Genomic DNA, 18,242 nt, shown 5'->3' with positions numbered 1-18,242 from the left:
ACGCGGCGCGATAACAATATCATCAAGCCCGCGCAAAAAGCTGACGCCGTCTTCAATGCTGCCTTGCCATTTGCCGGCGGCACGCATTAATGGGAAGCCGTGGTTGCGGCAATGGCTAATTAATTCCGGACGGGCGTCAAAGAAGCGAACATGACTGAAACAATTCCCTACAACCGACCGCAGTTTCTAAGCCGCCTGTGCGGCGGTGAACACTTTATTTTTTCTGGACTCGATAACTATAGCTTTCTAAGCCGCCTGTGCGGCGGTGAACCTTATATTTAAATGAGCCAGAAATGTTGCGGCTTTCTAAGCCGCCTGTGCGGCGGTGAACTTAACCAAATCTGGTCATCGTTTAGTTCGACATTTCTAAGCCGCCTGTGCGGCGGTGAACCTCGCCCAAATTTCGCTGTTTTGTTTGCGAATTTTCTAAGCCGCCTGTGCGGCGGTGAACCTCGCCCAAATTTCGCTGTTTTGTTTGCGAATTTTCTAAGCCGCCTGTGCGGCGGTGAACAAGATTCACTGCATAGCGAACAGGATTCATTGTTTCTAAGCCGCCTGTGCGGCGGTGAACCGACTCATGGTTCCTTGACTGGTTCTTTGATATTTCTAAGCCGCCTGTGCGGCGGTGAACAAGAGCAACCAAAGATAATTTGGTGCTTAAACAGTATATTAATACTTTTAGCGCTTGTATACCCAAATTTTTTCCCTATTTTTAATTATTTGAATTAAAAAGAGTTTTTACAAACCAAAAAATAAAGGGTATTTTTATCTTTTGGCCGTTTTTTTACCAATTAGGAACGGTGACGATACCGGTTGCAGAATTTATGCCGTATACATTAAAACGCCCTGATACCGATTCTTGTGCATTTTCCTGTCGAATCGAGAGTTTGTAATACTCCTGATTACTTTGGCTTTTTAACATGATAAACGGATAATTCTTAGCCTGATGCTTGTATTTTGTACAATGCTTGCGCGCTTCTTCAAAGTTGATCTTCCTAAATTGCGCAAATCGCAGCGCCACTTTATCCAGCGATGGATAACGGTAACGCTTTACAACTACATAACCCGTTACTTTATTGGGTTCAATTTTGCTGATGCGTTTGATATGAACGTAGTCACTTAAACGCTCTAGCCACTGATTTATCTGCAATTTTTCCAAATCATTTTCTGCAAGCGCAAAGATCCGCAATTGATCGCCTAATCGGGCAGCAACCACTTTATGATTCTGTTCCTCATAAACATAATGCGGAAAATTAACGCCGATGGTATCAATACCGTAACGATTGCGTACGTCAGCAAGAGCAATATGCAATTGACCGTACACTTTACTCCACAAAAAATAGAGTGAAACTTCGGCATCAGGCAACAGCGTGATTTCTTGATAAAAGTTCATGGTCTTTATCTCTTCTTGTCATTTTCACTAAAATACGCCACCACGAATTAATACTGCTGCCACATAATGCTGATCATTCACTTCCGGCACCTGATCTTTTAATATCCAGTTATCAAATAAATTGTAAAAATCCTTCTTATCCTTGGGATGCCGGAATGCTTTGCCTAAAGTGGTAACTGCGCCATACGGTTCAACGGCAATGGGAAATTCTGCTTCAGGATACCAATCATCAATGGTACGAATAGCATTACTGATTTTTTGCGAATGCATACCCGCATGATTATCACTGCCATCACCCACGAGATATAACACTTTGCTTTTTTTACTTTTACCATCCAAAATTAATTCTTGCGAAGGATATACTTCTTGCCCGTAACCGATTTTTACGCGCGCTTCTACAGATAACAAAATAAATTCACCTTTAAAACCGGATTCAATCCATTGCGCCAATTGATCGAGTTGTTTATTGTGGCAATTGAAATGACGCAACTCAAATGAGCACGCATCAAAAGTCAACGATTCTTTCTCATTAAGCGTCACAGTCACTAAAATACTTTCCGCACCTACGCGATTGCGCCACAACCACCGCGCATTAGCAATATTAATGGCATAACGGCGCGCTAATTCTTTAAATCCTTGTTCTTCAATATATTTGCTCATCACCGTTTGCAATTTTTCTTGATACGCTTGATCGTTACATACACACGGTTCCGCGGTAAAAGGTAGTATTTTGCACGTAAAGTGAACAAGCAAAATATCTTTATCTTCATCAAGACTACTCGCATCAACGCGTTGCAAATTTGCTTCTTCAATTTTTGCATCAATTTTGGCGATATCACTGGTGCTGGTGTTTTTTAGACGATTGCTGATCGTACCGCGCACGGATTTTTCTTGTACGGTCACAATGCTGCGATTGTGCTTGGCATCTTTGCTGTTTGTTTGCCAGAAAAATGCATCGGAAATATCAATGCTGCGGGCAAAGGATAAAAGGGAGGGTGTTTTTAATTTTTGCTCTGAAGATTCTCGTTTATTAGACATGATGGTTCCTTTAAATTATTCCATTAAATGGGTCACTAAATACAAATCTTTTTCGGCATCATATTTTTGATACCACATCGCGTTATCAATCAAATCGATAGAATAGGGGAAAACCCATTTCCCTAAACTGTATAAAGCTTCAACGTACTGGCTGGGATAATGGGGATTGCGTGCGTTTTTCATTACACCCGCATCATACTGCGGTGAAATACCTTGATAACCAATGGGAATTGGCACCAACCAACCGCGCCCCTTTTTTACACTATATATTTCCCAATTATTCTCTTGCTCATCACTAGGAATGTGATGCAAGGAAGCGGTTTCAATTAAGGCATCTAAAGCGGTGGCTGCAGGATTGTCTTTTTGCAATTCTTGCGTAATTGCGGTTAATTCTTTATGCGCATCAATTAGAACAAAAGCAGGTAATAATTCAGAAACACATTGATCTACATCATCTTTGTAGAACTGTATCGGTTCCTGCGCATCTAAACCAATCACATTGCCGCCGGCGAGCGGTTGCTGTTGAATTGCAATAAAAAGCTGTTTTTTCAACGCTTCAATCTGTTCTTCGGATAAATAACCATCTTTCGCATAAACACCAATCAAGAGAGAAACGGTTAAATGGCAATAACCTTCTTGAATAATCGGCGCGGTATCGCCAGTTTTCTCAACAGGGTGACGCGATTGAATAAACGTAAATGGTTTATTGAAGTATTCGCGATAAGTTTGCGGTTGGCAACTGTGCGCGGCAATCAATACGCCATCTAAAAAAATGTCGGCTAATGCTTCGCTGCGGTTGATTTTACGGCTTAGCGCGTGCACAGCGCCGGTAAAAGCCGTAATTGCTGGAAAACCGTAAGTGAGCGGACTCGAAAGCGCATTTGCATTGATCACTTCAAGACGTTTAATCAATAAAAAACCAACGCGTTTCAGATCTGGATAAATAAAACTTTCAATAGAACTCATAACAAACCCCGCTTATTAAGCCGAAATGATTCTTTAATTACCGCCTTCATTTCTCGTTGCCATTCATAATGTTCTATATCGGTAAACTCATGACGATGCTTTTTAAAGCGTTCTTCCAAAACCTTTTGCAACCAATTGGCAAAATCTTTTTCGATTGCTTTGTCCCAATCGGCGGCATCTCGTTCGGCTTTAAATTTTTCTTCGCCGGCTAAATCAGCACGTTTAGGATCAAGCCAATATTTCTGTGCAGAAGACAAATCATAATCTTTCGACCAACCGGCTGGACGCAATGCGCAAATCGTTTCGCCAATGCTTAAAATTTGATGCGCGATGCGGTGCACAGCTGCTTTGCGCATATTACGAATTTCATAATTATTTTCTTTACAGTAAATAACGCCGAATAAAATTTTTAAATCATCTTCAACGCGGTAATATAATGATTTGCTGAAAAAAATACTTTCTAATTTCGGGCTAAAATGTATATCTTGTCGTGCTCGAAAAACGGGCGGTAAAGAAGGCAATAAATAATTTATGCCGCGTTGCTTACTTGTTAATACACTAATGTTTTGTGGCTTACTGCCGCCCAATTTGATCTGCGCTAAGTCAAGCAAATCGGCATAACGTTTTTGCGGTACGCTTTTGCTTTTGACATCAAAGCGATTATTATTAATTGCCTCGATTTTATGATAAAACTCATGCGTCAATACAGATGGATGAAGCGGCACTAATACAAGATAATTGTCTCTATTATCATCAGTTTGCGGCAATGCCCACAATAATTGTTTATTGAGTGCGTCGGTCTGGGGATTTTGTGGTTGTGCTTGTAAACAAGTTAGAAAGGTTTGTTGATAAGTTTGTGATAATTCGGGATCATCAGCAAAACAGCGCTGCACAGCCGCGCCATTTTCCCAAATTACATCGCGCATTTTAATCCCCGAACCGGTAATCACTTCCCATTCAAAAAAAGATGCTAATGGGAAATCTGAGGCAGCGCCGCCACCGTCTAAATAATTGTTGGTGACTGTTTTCGTATTGACGTAATCATGATCGACTTTTTGGGAAAAATAAACGTTATCACCTTGAGATTGGGAGTGAATACCTTTGGAAATATGAGTACCCACTTTAAAGCGCTCTGCCTTTTTTTGCGCATCCTGTAACCAAATATCGGGGCGATATTTTTTCATTTTTTCTATATCGCTTGAATCTTTTGTTTTTTTCTCACATTCCGCGCTCAAAAATGCCCGTATCGCATTTTTAAGCTCTTCTGTCGTTATCTCGCTGATACTTTTCATCTCTCGTCCTATAATGACTGCTTTATATTTACTATCGCATATGATAATTTTCTCAATGTGATTGAGTCACAATTTTTAGAAGTAATATTAAAAAACAGTTAATTTTCAAGAAATCTCCGCAAAAATTTAAGCAATAAAAGTCTTTGATTGTTTCTTAAAGCAACACAACGGTATACTTGCCCCGCCGCGCGCCCGATGCGCGCATCACAGTTTATCCATTCACTTATAGGAATTTGATATGACAAAAATTTTGGACAGTATCAAAGCCGGCGTAGTCACCGGTGATGACGTGCAAAAAATCTTCTCTATTGCCAAACAAAATAATTTTGCGCTGCCGGCGATGAATTGCGTGGGCACCAATTCCGTCAATGCCGCGTTAGAAACTGCCGCCCGCGTTCGCGCGCCATTAATTATTCAATTTTCCAACGGCGGCGCGGCTTTTTTCGCCGGCAAAGGTTTAAAACCAGTTGATGGACAACGTCCCGACGTTTTAGGCGCCATTGCCGCCGCACAACATATTCACACTTTAGCCGCGGCTTACGGCGTTCCCGTTATTTTGCATACGGATCATTGCGCGAAAAAATTATTGCCGTGGTTGGACGGTTTGCTTGACGCCGGCGAAGCGTTTTATCAACAACACGGTAAACCGCTTTTTTCATCACATATGCTTGATTTATCAGAAGAACCGCTAAAAGAAAATATTGAAATTTGTCAACGTTATCTCGAACGCATGGCAAAAATCGATATGACGCTGGAAATTGAATTGGGTTGCACCGGCGGTGAAGAAGACGGCGTGGATAATACCGGAGTGGATAACGCAATGCTTTATACACAACCAGAAGATGTAGCATTTGCTTATCAAGAACTGCGCAAAATCAGCCCGCGGTTTACAATTGCGGCGGCATTTGGCAACGTGCACGGCGTTTACAAACCCGGCAACGTAAAATTAACGCCAAAAATTTTGGATAATTCGCAAAAATACGTTTCCCAAAAATTTGGTTTGCCAGAAAAATCATTGGATTTCGTTTTCCACGGCGGATCCGGTTCGAGTTTGTCCGATATTCGCGAAGCCATCAGTTATGGCGTTGTTAAAATGAATATTGATACAGATACGCAATGGGCGGCTTGGGAAGGCGTTTTAGAATTTTATCGGAAAAATGAAGCGTATTTACAAGGACAATTGGGCAATCCCGAAGGCGAAGATAAACCCAATAAGAAATTCTATGATCCGCGCGCGTGGTTGCGGCAATCAGAAAATTTTATTTCTCAACGTTTGGAACAAGCTTTTGACGATTTAAACTGCCGCGATGTTTTGTAATCAATAAAAACGGCGGATTTTCGTAACGGGCGGCAATTTTGCCGCCTTTTTTATCGCGTTAATCAATCAAAATATTGTTAACGGCAAAAAAAAAGCCGCGTTAAAACAGCGACTTTTAATATTTGGTGGCTATGCCCTGATTCGAACAGGGGACCCCATCATTATGAGTGATGTGCTCTAACCAACTGAGCTACATAGCCATGAAAGACGCGCAATTATGCAGAAGACGCGTGCACTTGTCAAGCCGGCGCGTTTTTCATAAACATTGTTAGAATAAACGCCTTTTTGCAGGAGTTTCACGGTGAACATCGACACGATTTTATCCGGTTTAAATGCGGCACAACGCGACGCCGTCACTACAAAAGAACGCATTGTGCGCGTGATTGCCGGCGCGGGCAGCGGCAAAACGCGCGTACTCGTGCAAAGAATGCAATGGTTAATGACGGTTGCCGGCTGTATGCCGTATCAATTATTGGCGTTAACTTTTACCAATAAAGCCGCCCAAGAAATGCGGCAACGTTTGGAGCAATCAGCGGCTTGTTCTTTAAATCAATTATGGATGGGCACATTTCATAGCATTTGCTTGCGCATTTTGCGGCAATACGCGGAACTTGTCGGCTGGGAAAAAAGTTTTATCGTGATCGACAGCGACGATCAATTGCGTTTGATCAAGCGGTTGCTGCAAAAAAATAATTGGAATGAAGAAATTTTATCGGCAAAAGCCGTACAAGCGCAGATCAACGCTTATAAAGAAAACGGTTTGCGCGCGGCGGATTTGCCTACTTCCGCGCCCCCTTTAGAAATCGCGGTTCATCATTTTTATCAAGAATATGAACATATTACGCGACAACAAGGCACGATGGATTTTGCGGAATTATTGCTGTTAACCACGGAATTATTGGCGCAACATGAAACCGTTCAACAGCGTTTTCATCAACGTTTTCAAGCTATTTTGATCGATGAATTTCAAGATACGAATACTTTGCAATTTAAATTGGTTACGCAATTATGTGCGCCAGAAACGCAATTATTCGTCGTCGGCGATGACGATCAATCAATTTACGGCTGGCGCGGCGCGCAAATCGATCACATCGTGCATTTAGAACGTTATTATCCAACCGTGCACACGATTCGTTTGGAGCAAAATTATCGTTCCACAAAAACGATTTTAGCCGCCGCTAATGCCGTTATCGCGCATAATCAAACACGGTTGGGAAAAACGTTGTGGAGCGATGGCAAACACGGCGAGGCAATCGCTTTATATGCCGCGGTTAATGAATACGATGAAGCGCGTTATCTCGTTGAAAATATTGCTCAATTTCATCAACACGGCGGCGCTTATGATCAATGCGCGATTTTGTATCGTTCCAATGCACTGAGTCGGATTTATGAAGAGGCGTTGATACAAAAAAATATTCCTTATCGTATTTACGGCGGTTTGCGCTTTTTCGAGCGCGCCGAAATTAAAGATGCGCTGGCGTATTTGCGTTTATTGCATTATCCCGATGATGATGCGGCTTTAGAACGCATTATTAATCAACCGCCGCGCGGCATCGGCGCCAAAACTATGGAAGATGTGCGTTTGCTGGCGCAACGTGTGCAATGTTCTTTGTGGCGCGTTATTACTGATGATGCGTTGCTGGAGCAAAAATGTTCTGCTCGTGCTCAAAATGCTTTGCGTCAATTTCGCGCGTTAATTATTAAGATGACCGCGTTTGCCGAGCGCAGCGATTCGTTGCGCGATATTTTAAAAATGGTGGTTGATGAAAGCGGTTTATATGCGGCGTTGACGAATAATAATCAGGAAGAAACGGAAAATCGTCGGGAAAATTTGCACGAATTAATTGCCGCCGGTGATTATCAATCCGATCAAAATGATGCGGATCACGATAAAATCGCCGATTTTTTAGCGATGGCGTCATTAGATGCCGGCGATAAAGAAACAAATGCCCACGGCGTGCAATTGATGACGTTGCACAGCGCAAAAGGATTGGAATTTAACCGCGTTTATATGGTTGCGCTTGAAGAAGGTTTATTTCCAAATGCCCGTTCTTTGGAAAACAGCGCGCAATTGGAGGAAGAGCGCCGTTTGGCATATGTCGGTATCACCCGCGCGCGCGAACAATTAACGATGAGTTTTGCCGAACGGCGGCGTTATTACGGTCAAGATAATTACGCGCGCCCATCGCGGTTTTTAAATGAGATTCCGCCCGAATTATTAAATATGGTGCGTCCGGTATTATTTAATCGTACGCAACCCAATGATATTCAAGAAGATAATCCATGGAAAACCGGCGTTTGCGTTCAACATGCCCAATTTGGAACGGGCGTTATTCAGGCGGTTGAAGGCAGCGGCGAACATCAGCGCGCGTTGGTAAAATTTACCACAGTAGGAGAAAAGTGGCTGGTGTTGGCGTATGCAAAGTTGAAAATTTTATAAAATAATCAATTAGATGAAAAATCGTGCCCTAACTTTACTTTCCTATATAATTACGGTATATTCATTTCTACAGCACAACTGCTGGGTTCGCGTTTCCTCAAGACCCCTTGACCCTAATTCATAAAGCCTTAGGAGTCAGACGAAACTGGGAGAGCAAGCTCGCTTTAAAGCAAGAAGCCCAAAGGTGTTCCGAGACGTCCACTTGAACCCCAACGGTTCAAGGGCATTTGGATAGCGACTCAAGCGGTTGTGTTTTTGTTTTAAAAGCAGACGATTAAGTCTGCTTTTTTTTATTTTTGCCGCAAATAATCGATCAAAGCGCGCGTGGAAGGATTATCCACCGTGCATTCGCCGCGCAAAGAAGCTTCCGTTTTTTTCGCTAAAACTTTGCCCAATTCCACACCCCATTGATCAAAAGCGTTAACGTCATACAAAGTGCCTAAAACCGTGGTTTTATGTTCATAAAGCGCAATCAGCGCGCCCAAATGAAACGGCGTTAATTCGTCTAAAATCACCATATTGCTGGGGTGATTGCCGGCGCAGGTGCGTTGATAACGTTCTTCCAGCGGCAAATCTTTTAAATCTTCAAGAGTGCGTCCGCACATCAATGCTTCCGCCTGCGCTAAACAATTGCCGTGCACAATCGTGCCCGCGGCTTCATAACCGTTTGGAACGCTTTTAACGGTAATAAAATCCAAAGGAATACGGCGTTGTCCCTGATGAATCAGTTGGAAAAATGCATGTTGCGATTCGGTGCCGCTGCCGCCCCAAATAATCATGCCGCTGGGTTTTATTAACGCGGCTCCTTGTTGATTTGCGCGTTTGCCCAAACTTTCCATTTCTAATTGCTGCAAATAAGGCACAAAACTATTTAACGGCTGCGCATAAGTGACGATGGCGCGGTTATCAATCGCAAAATAATGGTTATACCACGCATCGATGAGCGCCAAATGCATGGGAAGATTGTGTTCTTCCGGCGTCGATTGAAAATGCTGATCCATTTCGCGCGCGCCGGAAAGCAATTGTTCGTAAGCGTCATAACCATTTTGCAGCGCAAACGGCAAAGCAATCGCTGACCACAAAGAAAATCGTCCGCCCACCCAATCCCAAAACGGCAAAATATGCGCCGATGAAATTCCAAATTCATGCGCTTTATCGATGGCAGCCGTCAACGCAATCATTTGTTCATCAGCTTTTTGACCGCCGGCAGCGTGTAACCAATGACGCATAAGATGCGCGTTGGCTAACGTCTCTTCCGTGGTAAAGGTTTTTGAAGCGATGATTAATAAAGTGGTTTCCGGATTTAATCGTTGCTGCAAACTTTGAATATGAATGGGATCGGGGCTGGCGAGAAAATGAATCCGCACCCGATCCGAACGGTGCACAAAACTTTCGCACAATAACCGCGGCCCTAATTCCGAACCGCCAATTCCAATATGCACAACATCTTCAATTGCTTTGCCGCTAAAACCGCGCAATGTTCCTTGACGAATTGCCGCCGTTAAATCGCGGATTTGTGCGCGCGTTTTTCTGATTTCTGCATAAATATCAGTGCAATCAACGATAAAACTGCCTTCAGCGCGCGCGCGCAGCGCGTGATGCAAAGCTGGACGATGTTCGCTGTAATTAACTTTTTCTCCCGACAACATCGCTTTAATGTGCGCCGATGTTTGCTGCTGTTTGAGCCAAGAAAACCATAAAATTCTGCCGGCGTCGTCGATATGATTTTTAGATAAATCCACGCGAATACCAGCAACCTGCCACTGCCATTTTTCCACTCTTTTGGGATCTTCAACAAATAATTGATTGAGCGTTTGCCGCTTTAATTGTTCGGCGTGATGGGATAATTGAGAAAAAATGTTATTCATAATAATAGGTTATCAATTAGTTAGAAAAATAAAGTACCCAAACCAATCCATAAATCATTGCAATATTGACGAAAATACTCATCCAGAAAAAAAGCACAAAACGGATTTTTTTGGTTTTATGCCGCAAAAACGCGCGGGCAATCAAAGCGCCCGGCCAACCGCCCAATAAAGCGGCAATATGCAAACTGGCTTCGGGAACGCGCTGATGATCGTGAATGGCGGCATATTTATCATAGCTATACAAACTCACGGTCATCACGCTAATAATCGCGCTGGTAATCGCAATAATCGGGGAAATGGTCGCTAATACGAGAAAAAAAAGAATATCGTTTAAAACGTAAATACACCCTTCCACAAAATGCGGGTGTTGGATTTGCTGCTCGTGCACATTGCGGCTCAATAAGGTTTTTTCATGCCCTTGAATCACCACTCTTTTTGCTGACGGCTTTCCGGAGGTTTGCTCGGGACTGCGCAAAAAACTGACTTTATCGCCGCGCTGCGGGCGCCGATTTTCATAAGCAAAATGCGAAATATGGAAAAACACGTTTGCTTGTTTTTCGTTCGTATCGATAAAACCAAAGCCTTTATCGTCATTCCAGTAAACCACCGTGCCGGTGCAAATTTCATTATGTTTGGGACGTACGGACATGAATAGTGTTCATCAAAAGCAAGCACGAAAAAATAAAAATGGACGCATCATGATATTGGGGGATAAGAATATGCGGTCATTTTACTAAGGTTTATCAGTGGGATCGATACCAAGATTGCGCAATTTACGATATAAATTACTCCGTTCCATACCAATGCGATTCGCAAGACGAGCAATATTGCCATCACAATGGCGAAATTGTTCCAATAAATACTGATGCTCAAATAATTCTCGCGCCTCACGCAAACTCAAATCTTTAGGAATAATTTGCGACCATAAACCATCTTGCGGCGAAATTTCCGTTGGCGTCAGCGCCTGCTCGGCTTCTTCGGCGCTGATTTCTGCGGCATCATTTTGAATAAGTAAGCGTTGAACTAAATTTTTTAATTCGCGCACGTTGCCCGTCCAGCAATGTTGTCGCAACGTATTTTGAGCGGCAAGTGAAAAATGTCGATAAGGCATTTGCTCAAAATCCGCAAAATATTTACTAAAATATTCTAATAATTCAGGAACATCAGAACTGTGATCTTGTAAATCCGGCAAAATAATCGTTGCCACCATCAATAAATCAAATAACGCCGGATCTAAATGTTCTTTTAACAATAACGGCGGCAAACGCGTTGCCGCGATCACACGAATATGCGTGGTGCAACGAATATGTTGATTGGCAGGCAGATAAGCCTGTTCTTCAATTAACCCCAATAATAAACGTTGCCCATCTTTGGGCAATTGGCTGATTTCATCGATAAATAAAGTGCCGCCGTCGGCTGCAGCTAATAATCCCGTGTGATGTTTACTACCGATCAGCGCCGCGGTGATATCGTGCGTTTCCATCGCGGCAATATTCGCCGTGATAAAAGTCGCATCACAAAAAGCGCTATTTTGATGAATAAAATGCGCCACGTGTTGTTTACCGCTGCCGGCGTTGCCGCTGATTAAAACGGGCACATTTTGTTTAGCAAGATTGCTTGCCAATTCGCGCACTTCATTCATCGCCTGACTGCGCCCAATGATTTCAATATTGGGATCGAGTTGCGCTTTTAACGCGGCATTTTGCGCAATTAACGCTTGCGTTTGAAGCGCGCGTTTAATCGTAATCAACAATTTAGCGGTCGATAACGGCTTTTCTAAAAAATCATAAGCGCCTAATTTCGTTGCTTCCACCGCCGTTTCAATCGTGCCGTGACCGCTCATCATGATGACGGACGCGTTTAATTGTTGACTCGTCCACTCGCGCAATAACGTAATCCCATCAGAATCGGGCATCCAAATATCGAGCAAAATCAAATCGGGGTGATACATTTGCTTTGCAGTTCGCGCTTGAGCGGCGCTTCCAGCCGTATAAGTTTGATATCCTTCATCTGTGAGAATATCAACCAATGTCTCGCAAATCATCGTTTCGTCATCAACAATTAAAATGGTGGAAGCGGTGTTTTTATTCATCTACAAAATCCTCAATGGCTAGCAGCGTGCGCAAACATTCTGCCAATAATCGTAAAAAACCTATTCAGATGATAGGGGCAAAATAAACGTTATTTTAGCACCGTTTAACTGCTTGCTCGGACCGGCTTGAATACTGCCTTGATGTTCGGTGATGATTTTTTTAACGATTGCCAAACCTAATCCCGTGCCTTTGGGTTTCGTCGTTACGTACGGCTCAAAAGGATCTTTACTCAAATCCGCAAAACCGCTGCCATTATCTTCCACGCTGACTTTAATCAGACCATTTTCGTAAGACGTCGTCCAACAAATCATGGTTTTTTCCCCATTTTTACTGGCTTCGAGCGCATTATTGGTTAAATTAATCATCACCTGCCGCAATTGAATGGGATCGGCAAGTAGCGGCGGCACATCGGGCGCCAATTGCAGCTCAAGATCGTAATGATGATAAAGATTGGCGATATCTTGCAATAACGCATTAATATCAAGACGTTGCCGGCGCAACTCGATTGGTTTGGCATATTGACTAAAATCGCTGACCAACTGCAACATCGCATCAACTTGATTGATAATCGTCTCCGTGGCACGTTGAAGAATATGGCGATCGTATTCATCGGTTAATTTATCGGTTAATTTGCGCTGCAAACGTTCGGTTTGTAGCCTAATCGGCGTCAGCGGATTTTTAATTTCATGCGCCAAACGTCTGGCAACTTCTTCCCACGCGGCATTGCGTTGATTTTGTTGAAATTCAGTGACATCTTCAAAAACAATAATATAGCCGTGACCATTTTGCTGCGGCGCCGGCAACCTTCGCCCGTGACTGATGACGATCTTCCGTTGCGAAAATTTCGCCAACACCACTTCCTGATGCCATTCTTCTTTATCGGAACAACGCGCAATCGCCGCCATAAATTCGCCGTAACTATCAACGGCGCATTCTTCCGCCGGCGGCACTTTGCCCAAATAAGGCAATAAATCACAATCTAATAATTGCGGCGCGGCGTGATTGTATACCTGCAATTGCCCCAAATGATCTAAAGTCATCACGCCGGCGGTGATGTTGTCTAACAAAGTAGATAAAAAAGTATTTTGTTCACTCAACTGGCTTTGAATTAAAGAATTGGTTTCTTCGGCAGCGCGCAACGCCGACATCATCATATTGAAATGATTACTTAAAACACCCAAATCATTATTATGAATCACGGTAACCGGCGTTGAAAAATCGCCGCCGGCAACTTTGCGCGTCGCCTCAATTAATTGCCGCACGGGGCGCGCCATCGTTTCGCCAAAAAGCGTACTCAACCACAACGCGCTTAAAACCGTCAACGCAATAATCAAACCAAAAACCAGCAATAAACTGGTGGTAATGTGCGGCTGCAAATAACTATAGGACAAATGCTGCTGATAATTTTCGCGCACGGAATTGGCAAGCGTATTAAATTCGGTTGGCATCGCATAAATCGCGCGCAAATAAAAAACCTCCGAATCGGGTTTAATCATTTTGCTTAATACGCGAATGCTATACGTATCATCGCTTTCTGCGGAAAATTCAAAAAATTCTTGTTCTTCATTAACGCGTGATAACGTCGCCGCATCGGGTGGCGCCACCGTCATCACCGTTAAATCCTGATGCGCAAATGCAACTAAATTGCCTTGATGATCAAATTGCGCGAGTTCAATGGCGTGATTGGCGCGGCGCAGTAATTCAATTTCGCTGACTAAATCGATATAACGCATCGTCGTCATAAAATGCGCGAGTTGCCGCGTTTGCATAATCGCTTGATTGGCGCGCCAGCTGATGGCGCTGCGCGTTAACTGTAACGCATCTTCCAACGCAATCGTCACCCGCCGGTTAAAAATCATGCCTAAATCTGACGACAAAAAAGACCACGAAAAAGCGCCGATAATCCCCAGCGGAAATAAAGCCGCTAATAACATGCGTAACGCAAAAGATAACGACAACCGCGCGCCGCTATGCTGACGGCGCAAATGGCGGATTAAAGCATAAATGCGCCACAGCGCCAGCGAAAAAATCAACGCCAAACCGATTAACGTAATGATCAAAAAATGAATGTAATACGGATTGGCATCTTCCGGACGCGTCGCCGCTTGGGTTAATTGATAAATGGCGATGAGACTGGCGATAATGGTCAATACTCCCAACGCCATCGTGCGAATCATATGGCGGATATTGAGTTTCATGGCGCGCAGTACCACCACGCGCTGTTAACGTCCCAATCATCATTAATTAATGCCGTCAGCCGCAAAGAAACGGGCAATTTATCGCTTTGTAACGTAAAACGCGCGCGAATGCGGTAATCCACATCTGGCGTTAATAATTGAGCGGTAATCAACGGCAAACGATCAACCGATCCCATGGCTGCTAATGCGCTGTTAATTGTAGGAAATTGTTGTTCGGCTAAAGTGATGGGATCGGTTAATACATAACTTTGGCTGATGTGGTTATAACGCAGCCGCAATTGGTGCGTAATGCGTTTATTGTCGCCAAACCAGCCGTTATAAAACTCAATTTCGTAGGCAAAATACAAAGTAATGCCGTTTTTCAATGCTTTAATCGGCTCGGCGCCCAAAGTAACCATGCTATTTAATTGGATATACCATTGCTCGCTTTGCAAAGAACAAGCGCCACTGACGATCGTGGTTTTGGCATTAACGTTGATACAGTAAACACTGCATAAACTCACAAAAATCATCGGCAAACAAAAGCGAGCGGTCAGCGTTTTCACATGATGAATTGATTTTATGATGCAATTTTTAATAAAAATCGCTGCCGCATCAATGCGATGGTATAAATTCACCCGTTACCTCTCGCGTTTTTCCAGTAAAGCATAAAAAAAACCATCGCCGTCAGCATCGGGATAATGCAGCCAACCGTGCCCCGTATCCAATCCTTTTGGCAACGTTATCGGGCGCAATTGTGCCTCGCGATGCGTATATAAAAATTGCTCGATGAGTTGCTGATTTTCGCGCGGCAAAATGGAGCAAGTCGTATAAAGCAACCGCCCGCCGATTTTTAACGTTTGCCACAGCGTATCGAGTAAACGATATTGCGTTTTCGGCAATTGCTTTAAATCGCTGTCACTGCGCAGCCACGCAATATCAGGGTGACGACGAATTACACCGCTGCCCGAACACGGCGCGTCTAACAAAATGGCATCAAAAGCGTGCCCGTCATACCACGACGCTAAATCCGCGGCATCAGCAGTTTGACAATGCGCGTTTAAATGTAACCGTTTGAGATTTTCTTGAACGCGCTCAAGCCGATCAGCAGCATGATCGAGGGCAATCAATGTGCATTGTGGCGCAAGTTCCAGCAAATGACCGGTTTTGCCGCCGGGCGCGGCGCATGCATCGAGAATCCGTTCTCCCGCGCGCGGTTGTAATAAAGTTGCTGCCCACTGCGCCATCGCATCTTGTACGGAAACGCCGCCGCTGGCAAAATCCGGCAAATCTTCAACACCGATGGCTTGATTAAACGTTACCGCTTGTTGATGCAACGGATTTAGACGCGCATTTGCGCCGTGTTGCGCGATCCATTGAGTTGCCGTTTGCGGCAATCGAACGCGAACCGTCATCGGCGGACGCATAATAAACGCGTCAACGTCGCCATCTTTTTGATACGCCGGCAATAACCACGCAGGAATGTTGCGCGCTTTATTTTCCTCTAAAATTTGCAAACACGCGCTGCGTTCACGTTGCACGCGGCGTAAAACAGCATTCGTTAAGCCGCTCACCGCCGGACAACGCAATTTTTTACACAATTCAACGGTTTCATGAACCACGCCGTGATCGCCAAGCGTTAACCGTAATAATTGATAAATACCGAGATTTAAAATGATTGCCGGCAACGGATTTTTGTCTAACGGTTGATGCAGTAATCGATTGTGCAAAAACGATAATGAACGATATTCGCGCAAAGTGCCATAAACCAGTTCTTGATAGAGCGCGCGGTCGATATCGGGTAATTGATTTTTAAATGCGGGCAATAATTGGTTTAACGATTGCCGTTGTTCGATAACCGCAAAAAGCGTGCGCGCGGCAGCCTCACGAGCCTTCATCAAAAACTCCTTAATATTTTAAGCGGCAACTTGTCAATATGAAAAACGCCGTTATAACTGATTTTTTCTTGCAAAATGACGTCCTTTTAAATGACAACCATTGGCTAATGCCGCCGCAGAAACCACGTTTTTTCCTGCCAACTGCAAACGTTTGATGCGCAAAATTCCCGAACCACAAACAATATCAATGCCTTCTTGATTGTGTTCGATAACGGTTCCCGCCGGCGCCGATTCGGTATGTTCGGATAACGCGATTCCGTCGTAAAAACGAACGGGCGCGTCGTCTAAATAACTGTATGCCACGGGAAAAAGATCGAACGCGCGGATTTTGCGCACGATGTTTGCCGCGTCATCTTGCCAATTGATTTCGGCTTCTGCTTTGCTCAATTTATGGGCATAACACGCGCCTGACGATGGCTGCGGAATGGGCGCGCGCGCTTGCGCTAAAATATCTGGCAGCACGTCAATTAATGCTTCAGCGCCCAATTGCATTAAAGCATCGTGTAACTGGCTGGCAGATTGTTCGCCGATGGGTAGCCGTTTTTCTAACCAAACGGCGCCCGTATCGAGTCCAGCGTCCATTTGCATGATGCTGATGCCGGTTTCTTCATCGCCGGCTTCAATCGCGCGTTGAATGGGTGCCGCGCCGCGCCACCGTGGTAATAATGAAGCGTGAATATTAATGCACCCCAAACGCGGATAATCCAAAAACCATTGCGGTAACAATAATCCATAAGCAACGACTACAACGATATCCGGTTGCGGCAAGTGCGCAAGAGGCGGCGCGCTTTCTTGTAAACGTTCGGGCTGCGCAATCGGCAATTGATAATGCTCTGCGCGCGCTTTTACGGCGGAAGCTTTGAGTTTTCGTCCGCGTCCGGCGGGACGATCGGGCTGCGTTAGTACGCCGGCAACGGAAACGTGTTTAACGAGCGCATCTAAAGCAGCAGTGGCAAATTCTGGGGTGCCGGCAAACCAAATTTGAGGTTTTGTCATGATTTTTTTGTATTTTTTAAAGATTTAGCCAGTTTTTTTTCTAAACGTTCGCGTTTTAATCGGGATAAATGATCGATAAATAAACCGCCGTTTAAATGGTCGATTTCATGTTGTATGCAAACGGATAATAATCCTTGGGCAGCGCGTTCTTGCGTTGCGCCGGTGATATCTTGATATCGAACGGTGATATTTGCCGGACGTGTAACCAGCGCGTATTGATTCGGCAAGGATAAGCAGCCTTCTTCATAATCTTGACATTCTTCAGAACGCTGCACGATTTCAGGATTAACTAAAACGAGTTTATCGCTTGGAATTTGTTCGGCTTTTTCGCCTTCTTCAGCGCTGCGCTGCGGTACGTCCATCACGATTAAACGTTGTTGAATATTGACTTGCGGCGCCGCTAAACCAATGCCGTGGAAGTGATACATGGTTTCGTACATGTTTTGCACTATTTCGGCAAGCGCATCATCAAAATGCGTTACAGGCTGCGCGGGAAGGCGTAATCGCGGATCGGGGTGAATTAAAATTGAATAAATAGCCATAAGTTCTCTTTAATTTTCGTACGAGCGGACAAATAAGATAAAATTGCCGGCGGTATTGTATGTGTTTCACAGCCAAATGGGCAGCAAATAAGGCGCGGCAAGGAATATTTTTATCACATAAAACGAGCGTTTTCCTTGGGATTCGGTCTCAATTATGCTGGCAGACAAAAAATTTGTGCGCGCATTTTTTCAAGCAAGCGCTTATTTTAACCGGCGTTTTA

The 18,242-nt window shown here is 44.1% G+C and carries 14 protein-coding genes, 1 tRNA gene, 1 other RNA gene and 1 CRISPR repeat array; of the genes, 3 read left to right on the top strand and 13 right to left on the bottom strand.

From position 1 onward, the window contains the following. Nucleotides 1-183: 183 nt before the first annotated feature. Nucleotides 184-631: direct repeats of the CRISPR family, unit length 28 nt; unit sequence TTTCTAAGCCGCCTGTGCGGCGGTGAAC. A gap of 153 nt (nucleotides 632-784) precedes the next feature. From cas6f to csy1, 4 genes are read right to left on the bottom strand one after another with little or no spacing between them, the layout of a single operon-like run. Next, nucleotides 785-1,393: a type I-F CRISPR-associated endoribonuclease Cas6/Csy4 gene (gene cas6f, locus AKG33_RS02935; protein ID WP_011927920.1), complete on the bottom strand. Its 609-nt coding sequence runs from the start codon at nucleotides 1,391-1,393 to the stop codon at nucleotides 785-787. A gap of 27 nt (nucleotides 1,394-1,420) precedes the next feature. Next, the gene (gene csy3 / locus AKG33_RS02930) at nucleotides 1,421-2,431 is read right to left on the bottom strand and encodes a type I-F CRISPR-associated protein Csy3 (protein ID WP_011927919.1); all 1,011 of its coding nucleotides are present in this window, start codon (nucleotides 2,429-2,431) and stop codon (nucleotides 1,421-1,423) included. Between the two features lie 15 nt (nucleotides 2,432-2,446). Continuing rightward, nucleotides 2,447-3,397 (bottom strand): type I-F CRISPR-associated protein Csy2, encoded by a 951-nt coding sequence (csy2, locus tag AKG33_RS02925; RefSeq protein WP_011927918.1) that lies wholly within the window; start codon nucleotides 3,395-3,397, stop codon nucleotides 2,447-2,449. Then, on the bottom strand, nucleotides 3,394-4,689 hold the full coding sequence (gene csy1, locus AKG33_RS02920) for a type I-F CRISPR-associated protein Csy1 (RefSeq protein WP_011927917.1): 1,296 nt from the start codon (nucleotides 4,687-4,689) through the stop codon (nucleotides 3,394-3,396). The genes csy2 and csy1 overlap by 4 nt, the downstream gene beginning before the upstream one ends. A gap of 238 nt (nucleotides 4,690-4,927) precedes the next feature. On the opposite strand from csy1, the gene fbaA reads away from it, so the two are divergent. After that, a complete protein-coding gene (gene fbaA, locus AKG33_RS02915; RefSeq protein WP_011927916.1) occupies nucleotides 4,928-6,007 on the top strand; it encodes a class II fructose-bisphosphate aldolase in 1,080 nt (359 codons plus the stop codon). A 123-nt stretch (nucleotides 6,008-6,130) separates the two neighbouring features. Here fbaA and AKG33_RS02910 read toward each other — a convergent pair. Then, nucleotides 6,131-6,207, bottom strand: a tRNA-Met gene (locus tag AKG33_RS02910). 101 nt (nucleotides 6,208-6,308) lie between these two features. Between AKG33_RS02910 and AKG33_RS02905 the strand changes: the two genes are divergently transcribed. Beyond that, the gene (locus AKG33_RS02905; protein WP_011927915.1) at nucleotides 6,309-8,447 is read left to right on the top strand and encodes a UvrD-helicase domain-containing protein; all 2,139 of its coding nucleotides are present in this window, start codon (nucleotides 6,309-6,311) and stop codon (nucleotides 8,445-8,447) included. A 72-nt stretch (nucleotides 8,448-8,519) separates the two neighbouring features. Then, a non-coding RNA gene (gene ssrS / locus AKG33_RS07155) (6S RNA) lies at nucleotides 8,520-8,701 on the top strand. A 36-nt stretch (nucleotides 8,702-8,737) separates the two neighbouring features. Here ssrS and pgi read toward each other — a convergent pair. The 8 genes from pgi to def all read right to left on the bottom strand — a co-directional run bounded on the left by pgi (nucleotide 8,738) and on the right by def (nucleotide 18,021). Then, a complete protein-coding gene (gene pgi, locus AKG33_RS02900; RefSeq protein ID WP_011927914.1) occupies nucleotides 8,738-10,315 on the bottom strand; it encodes a glucose-6-phosphate isomerase in 1,578 nt (525 codons plus the stop codon). A gap of 16 nt (nucleotides 10,316-10,331) precedes the next feature. Next, the gene (locus AKG33_RS02895; RefSeq protein WP_011927913.1) at nucleotides 10,332-10,964 is read right to left on the bottom strand and encodes a DUF1294 domain-containing protein; all 633 of its coding nucleotides are present in this window, start codon (nucleotides 10,962-10,964) and stop codon (nucleotides 10,332-10,334) included. Nucleotides 10,965-11,048: 84 nt separating this feature from the next. Next, nucleotides 11,049-12,407, bottom strand: coding sequence for a sigma-54-dependent transcriptional regulator (locus AKG33_RS02890; protein WP_011927912.1), 1,359 nt, complete (start codon nucleotides 12,405-12,407; stop codon nucleotides 11,049-11,051). 60 nt (nucleotides 12,408-12,467) lie between these two features. Then, the gene (locus AKG33_RS02885) at nucleotides 12,468-14,606 is read right to left on the bottom strand and encodes a sensor histidine kinase (RefSeq protein WP_041729373.1); all 2,139 of its coding nucleotides are present in this window, start codon (nucleotides 14,604-14,606) and stop codon (nucleotides 12,468-12,470) included. After that, a complete protein-coding gene (locus AKG33_RS02880) occupies nucleotides 14,603-15,223 on the bottom strand; it encodes a DUF4390 domain-containing protein (RefSeq protein ID WP_011927910.1) in 621 nt (206 codons plus the stop codon). The genes AKG33_RS02885 and AKG33_RS02880 overlap by 4 nt, the downstream gene beginning before the upstream one ends. Before the next feature lie 3 nt (nucleotides 15,224-15,226). Then, nucleotides 15,227-16,483 (bottom strand): 16S rRNA (cytosine(967)-C(5))-methyltransferase RsmB, encoded by a 1,257-nt coding sequence (gene rsmB / locus AKG33_RS02875; RefSeq protein WP_011927909.1) that lies wholly within the window; start codon nucleotides 16,481-16,483, stop codon nucleotides 15,227-15,229. Between the two features lie 51 nt (nucleotides 16,484-16,534). After that, entirely contained in the window at nucleotides 16,535-17,479 is a 945-nt protein-coding gene (gene fmt, locus AKG33_RS02870) for a methionyl-tRNA formyltransferase (protein WP_050707910.1), read from the bottom strand. Beyond that, on the bottom strand, nucleotides 17,476-18,021 hold the full coding sequence (gene def, locus AKG33_RS02865) for a peptide deformylase (RefSeq protein WP_011927907.1): 546 nt from the start codon (nucleotides 18,019-18,021) through the stop codon (nucleotides 17,476-17,478). The genes fmt and def overlap by 4 nt, the downstream gene beginning before the upstream one ends. Nucleotides 18,022-18,242 lie beyond the last annotated feature (221 nt).

The organism is Dichelobacter nodosus, assembly GCF_001263335.1.
GTDB lineage: Bacteria > Pseudomonadota > Gammaproteobacteria > Cardiobacteriales > Cardiobacteriaceae > Dichelobacter > Dichelobacter nodosus.
This window is presented reverse-complemented; position numbering and strand designations above follow the sequence as displayed.

Coding starts and splice junctions, on each gene's coding strand:
- cas6f (WP_011927920.1), bottom strand. CDS start 1,393: ATGAACTTTTATCAAGAAATCACGCTGTTGCCTGATGCCGAAGTTTCA.
- csy3 (WP_011927919.1), bottom strand. CDS start 2,431: ATGTCTAATAAACGAGAATCTTCAGAGCAAAAATTAAAAACACCCTCC.
- csy2 (WP_011927918.1), bottom strand. CDS start 3,397: ATGAGTTCTATTGAAAGTTTTATTTATCCAGATCTGAAACGCGTTGGT.
- csy1 (WP_011927917.1), bottom strand. CDS start 4,689: ATGAAAAGTATCAGCGAGATAACGACAGAAGAGCTTAAAAATGCGATA.
- fbaA (WP_011927916.1), top strand. CDS start 4,928: ATGACAAAAATTTTGGACAGTATCAAAGCCGGCGTAGTCACCGGTGAT.
- pgi (WP_011927914.1), bottom strand. CDS start 10,315: ATGAATAACATTTTTTCTCAATTATCCCATCACGCCGAACAATTAAAG.
- AKG33_RS02895 (WP_011927913.1), bottom strand. CDS start 10,964: ATGTCCGTACGTCCCAAACATAATGAAATTTGCACCGGCACGGTGGTT.
- AKG33_RS02890 (WP_011927912.1), bottom strand. CDS start 12,407: ATGAATAAAAACACCGCTTCCACCATTTTAATTGTTGATGACGAAACG.
- AKG33_RS02885 (WP_041729373.1), bottom strand. CDS start 14,606: ATGAAACTCAATATCCGCCATATGATTCGCACGATGGCGTTGGGAGTA.
- rsmB (WP_011927909.1), bottom strand. CDS start 16,483: ATGAAGGCTCGTGAGGCTGCCGCGCGCACGCTTTTTGCGGTTATCGAA.
- fmt (WP_050707910.1), bottom strand. CDS start 17,479: ATGACAAAACCTCAAATTTGGTTTGCCGGCACCCCAGAATTTGCCACT.
- def (WP_011927907.1), bottom strand. CDS start 18,021: ATGGCTATTTATTCAATTTTAATTCACCCCGATCCGCGATTACGCCTT.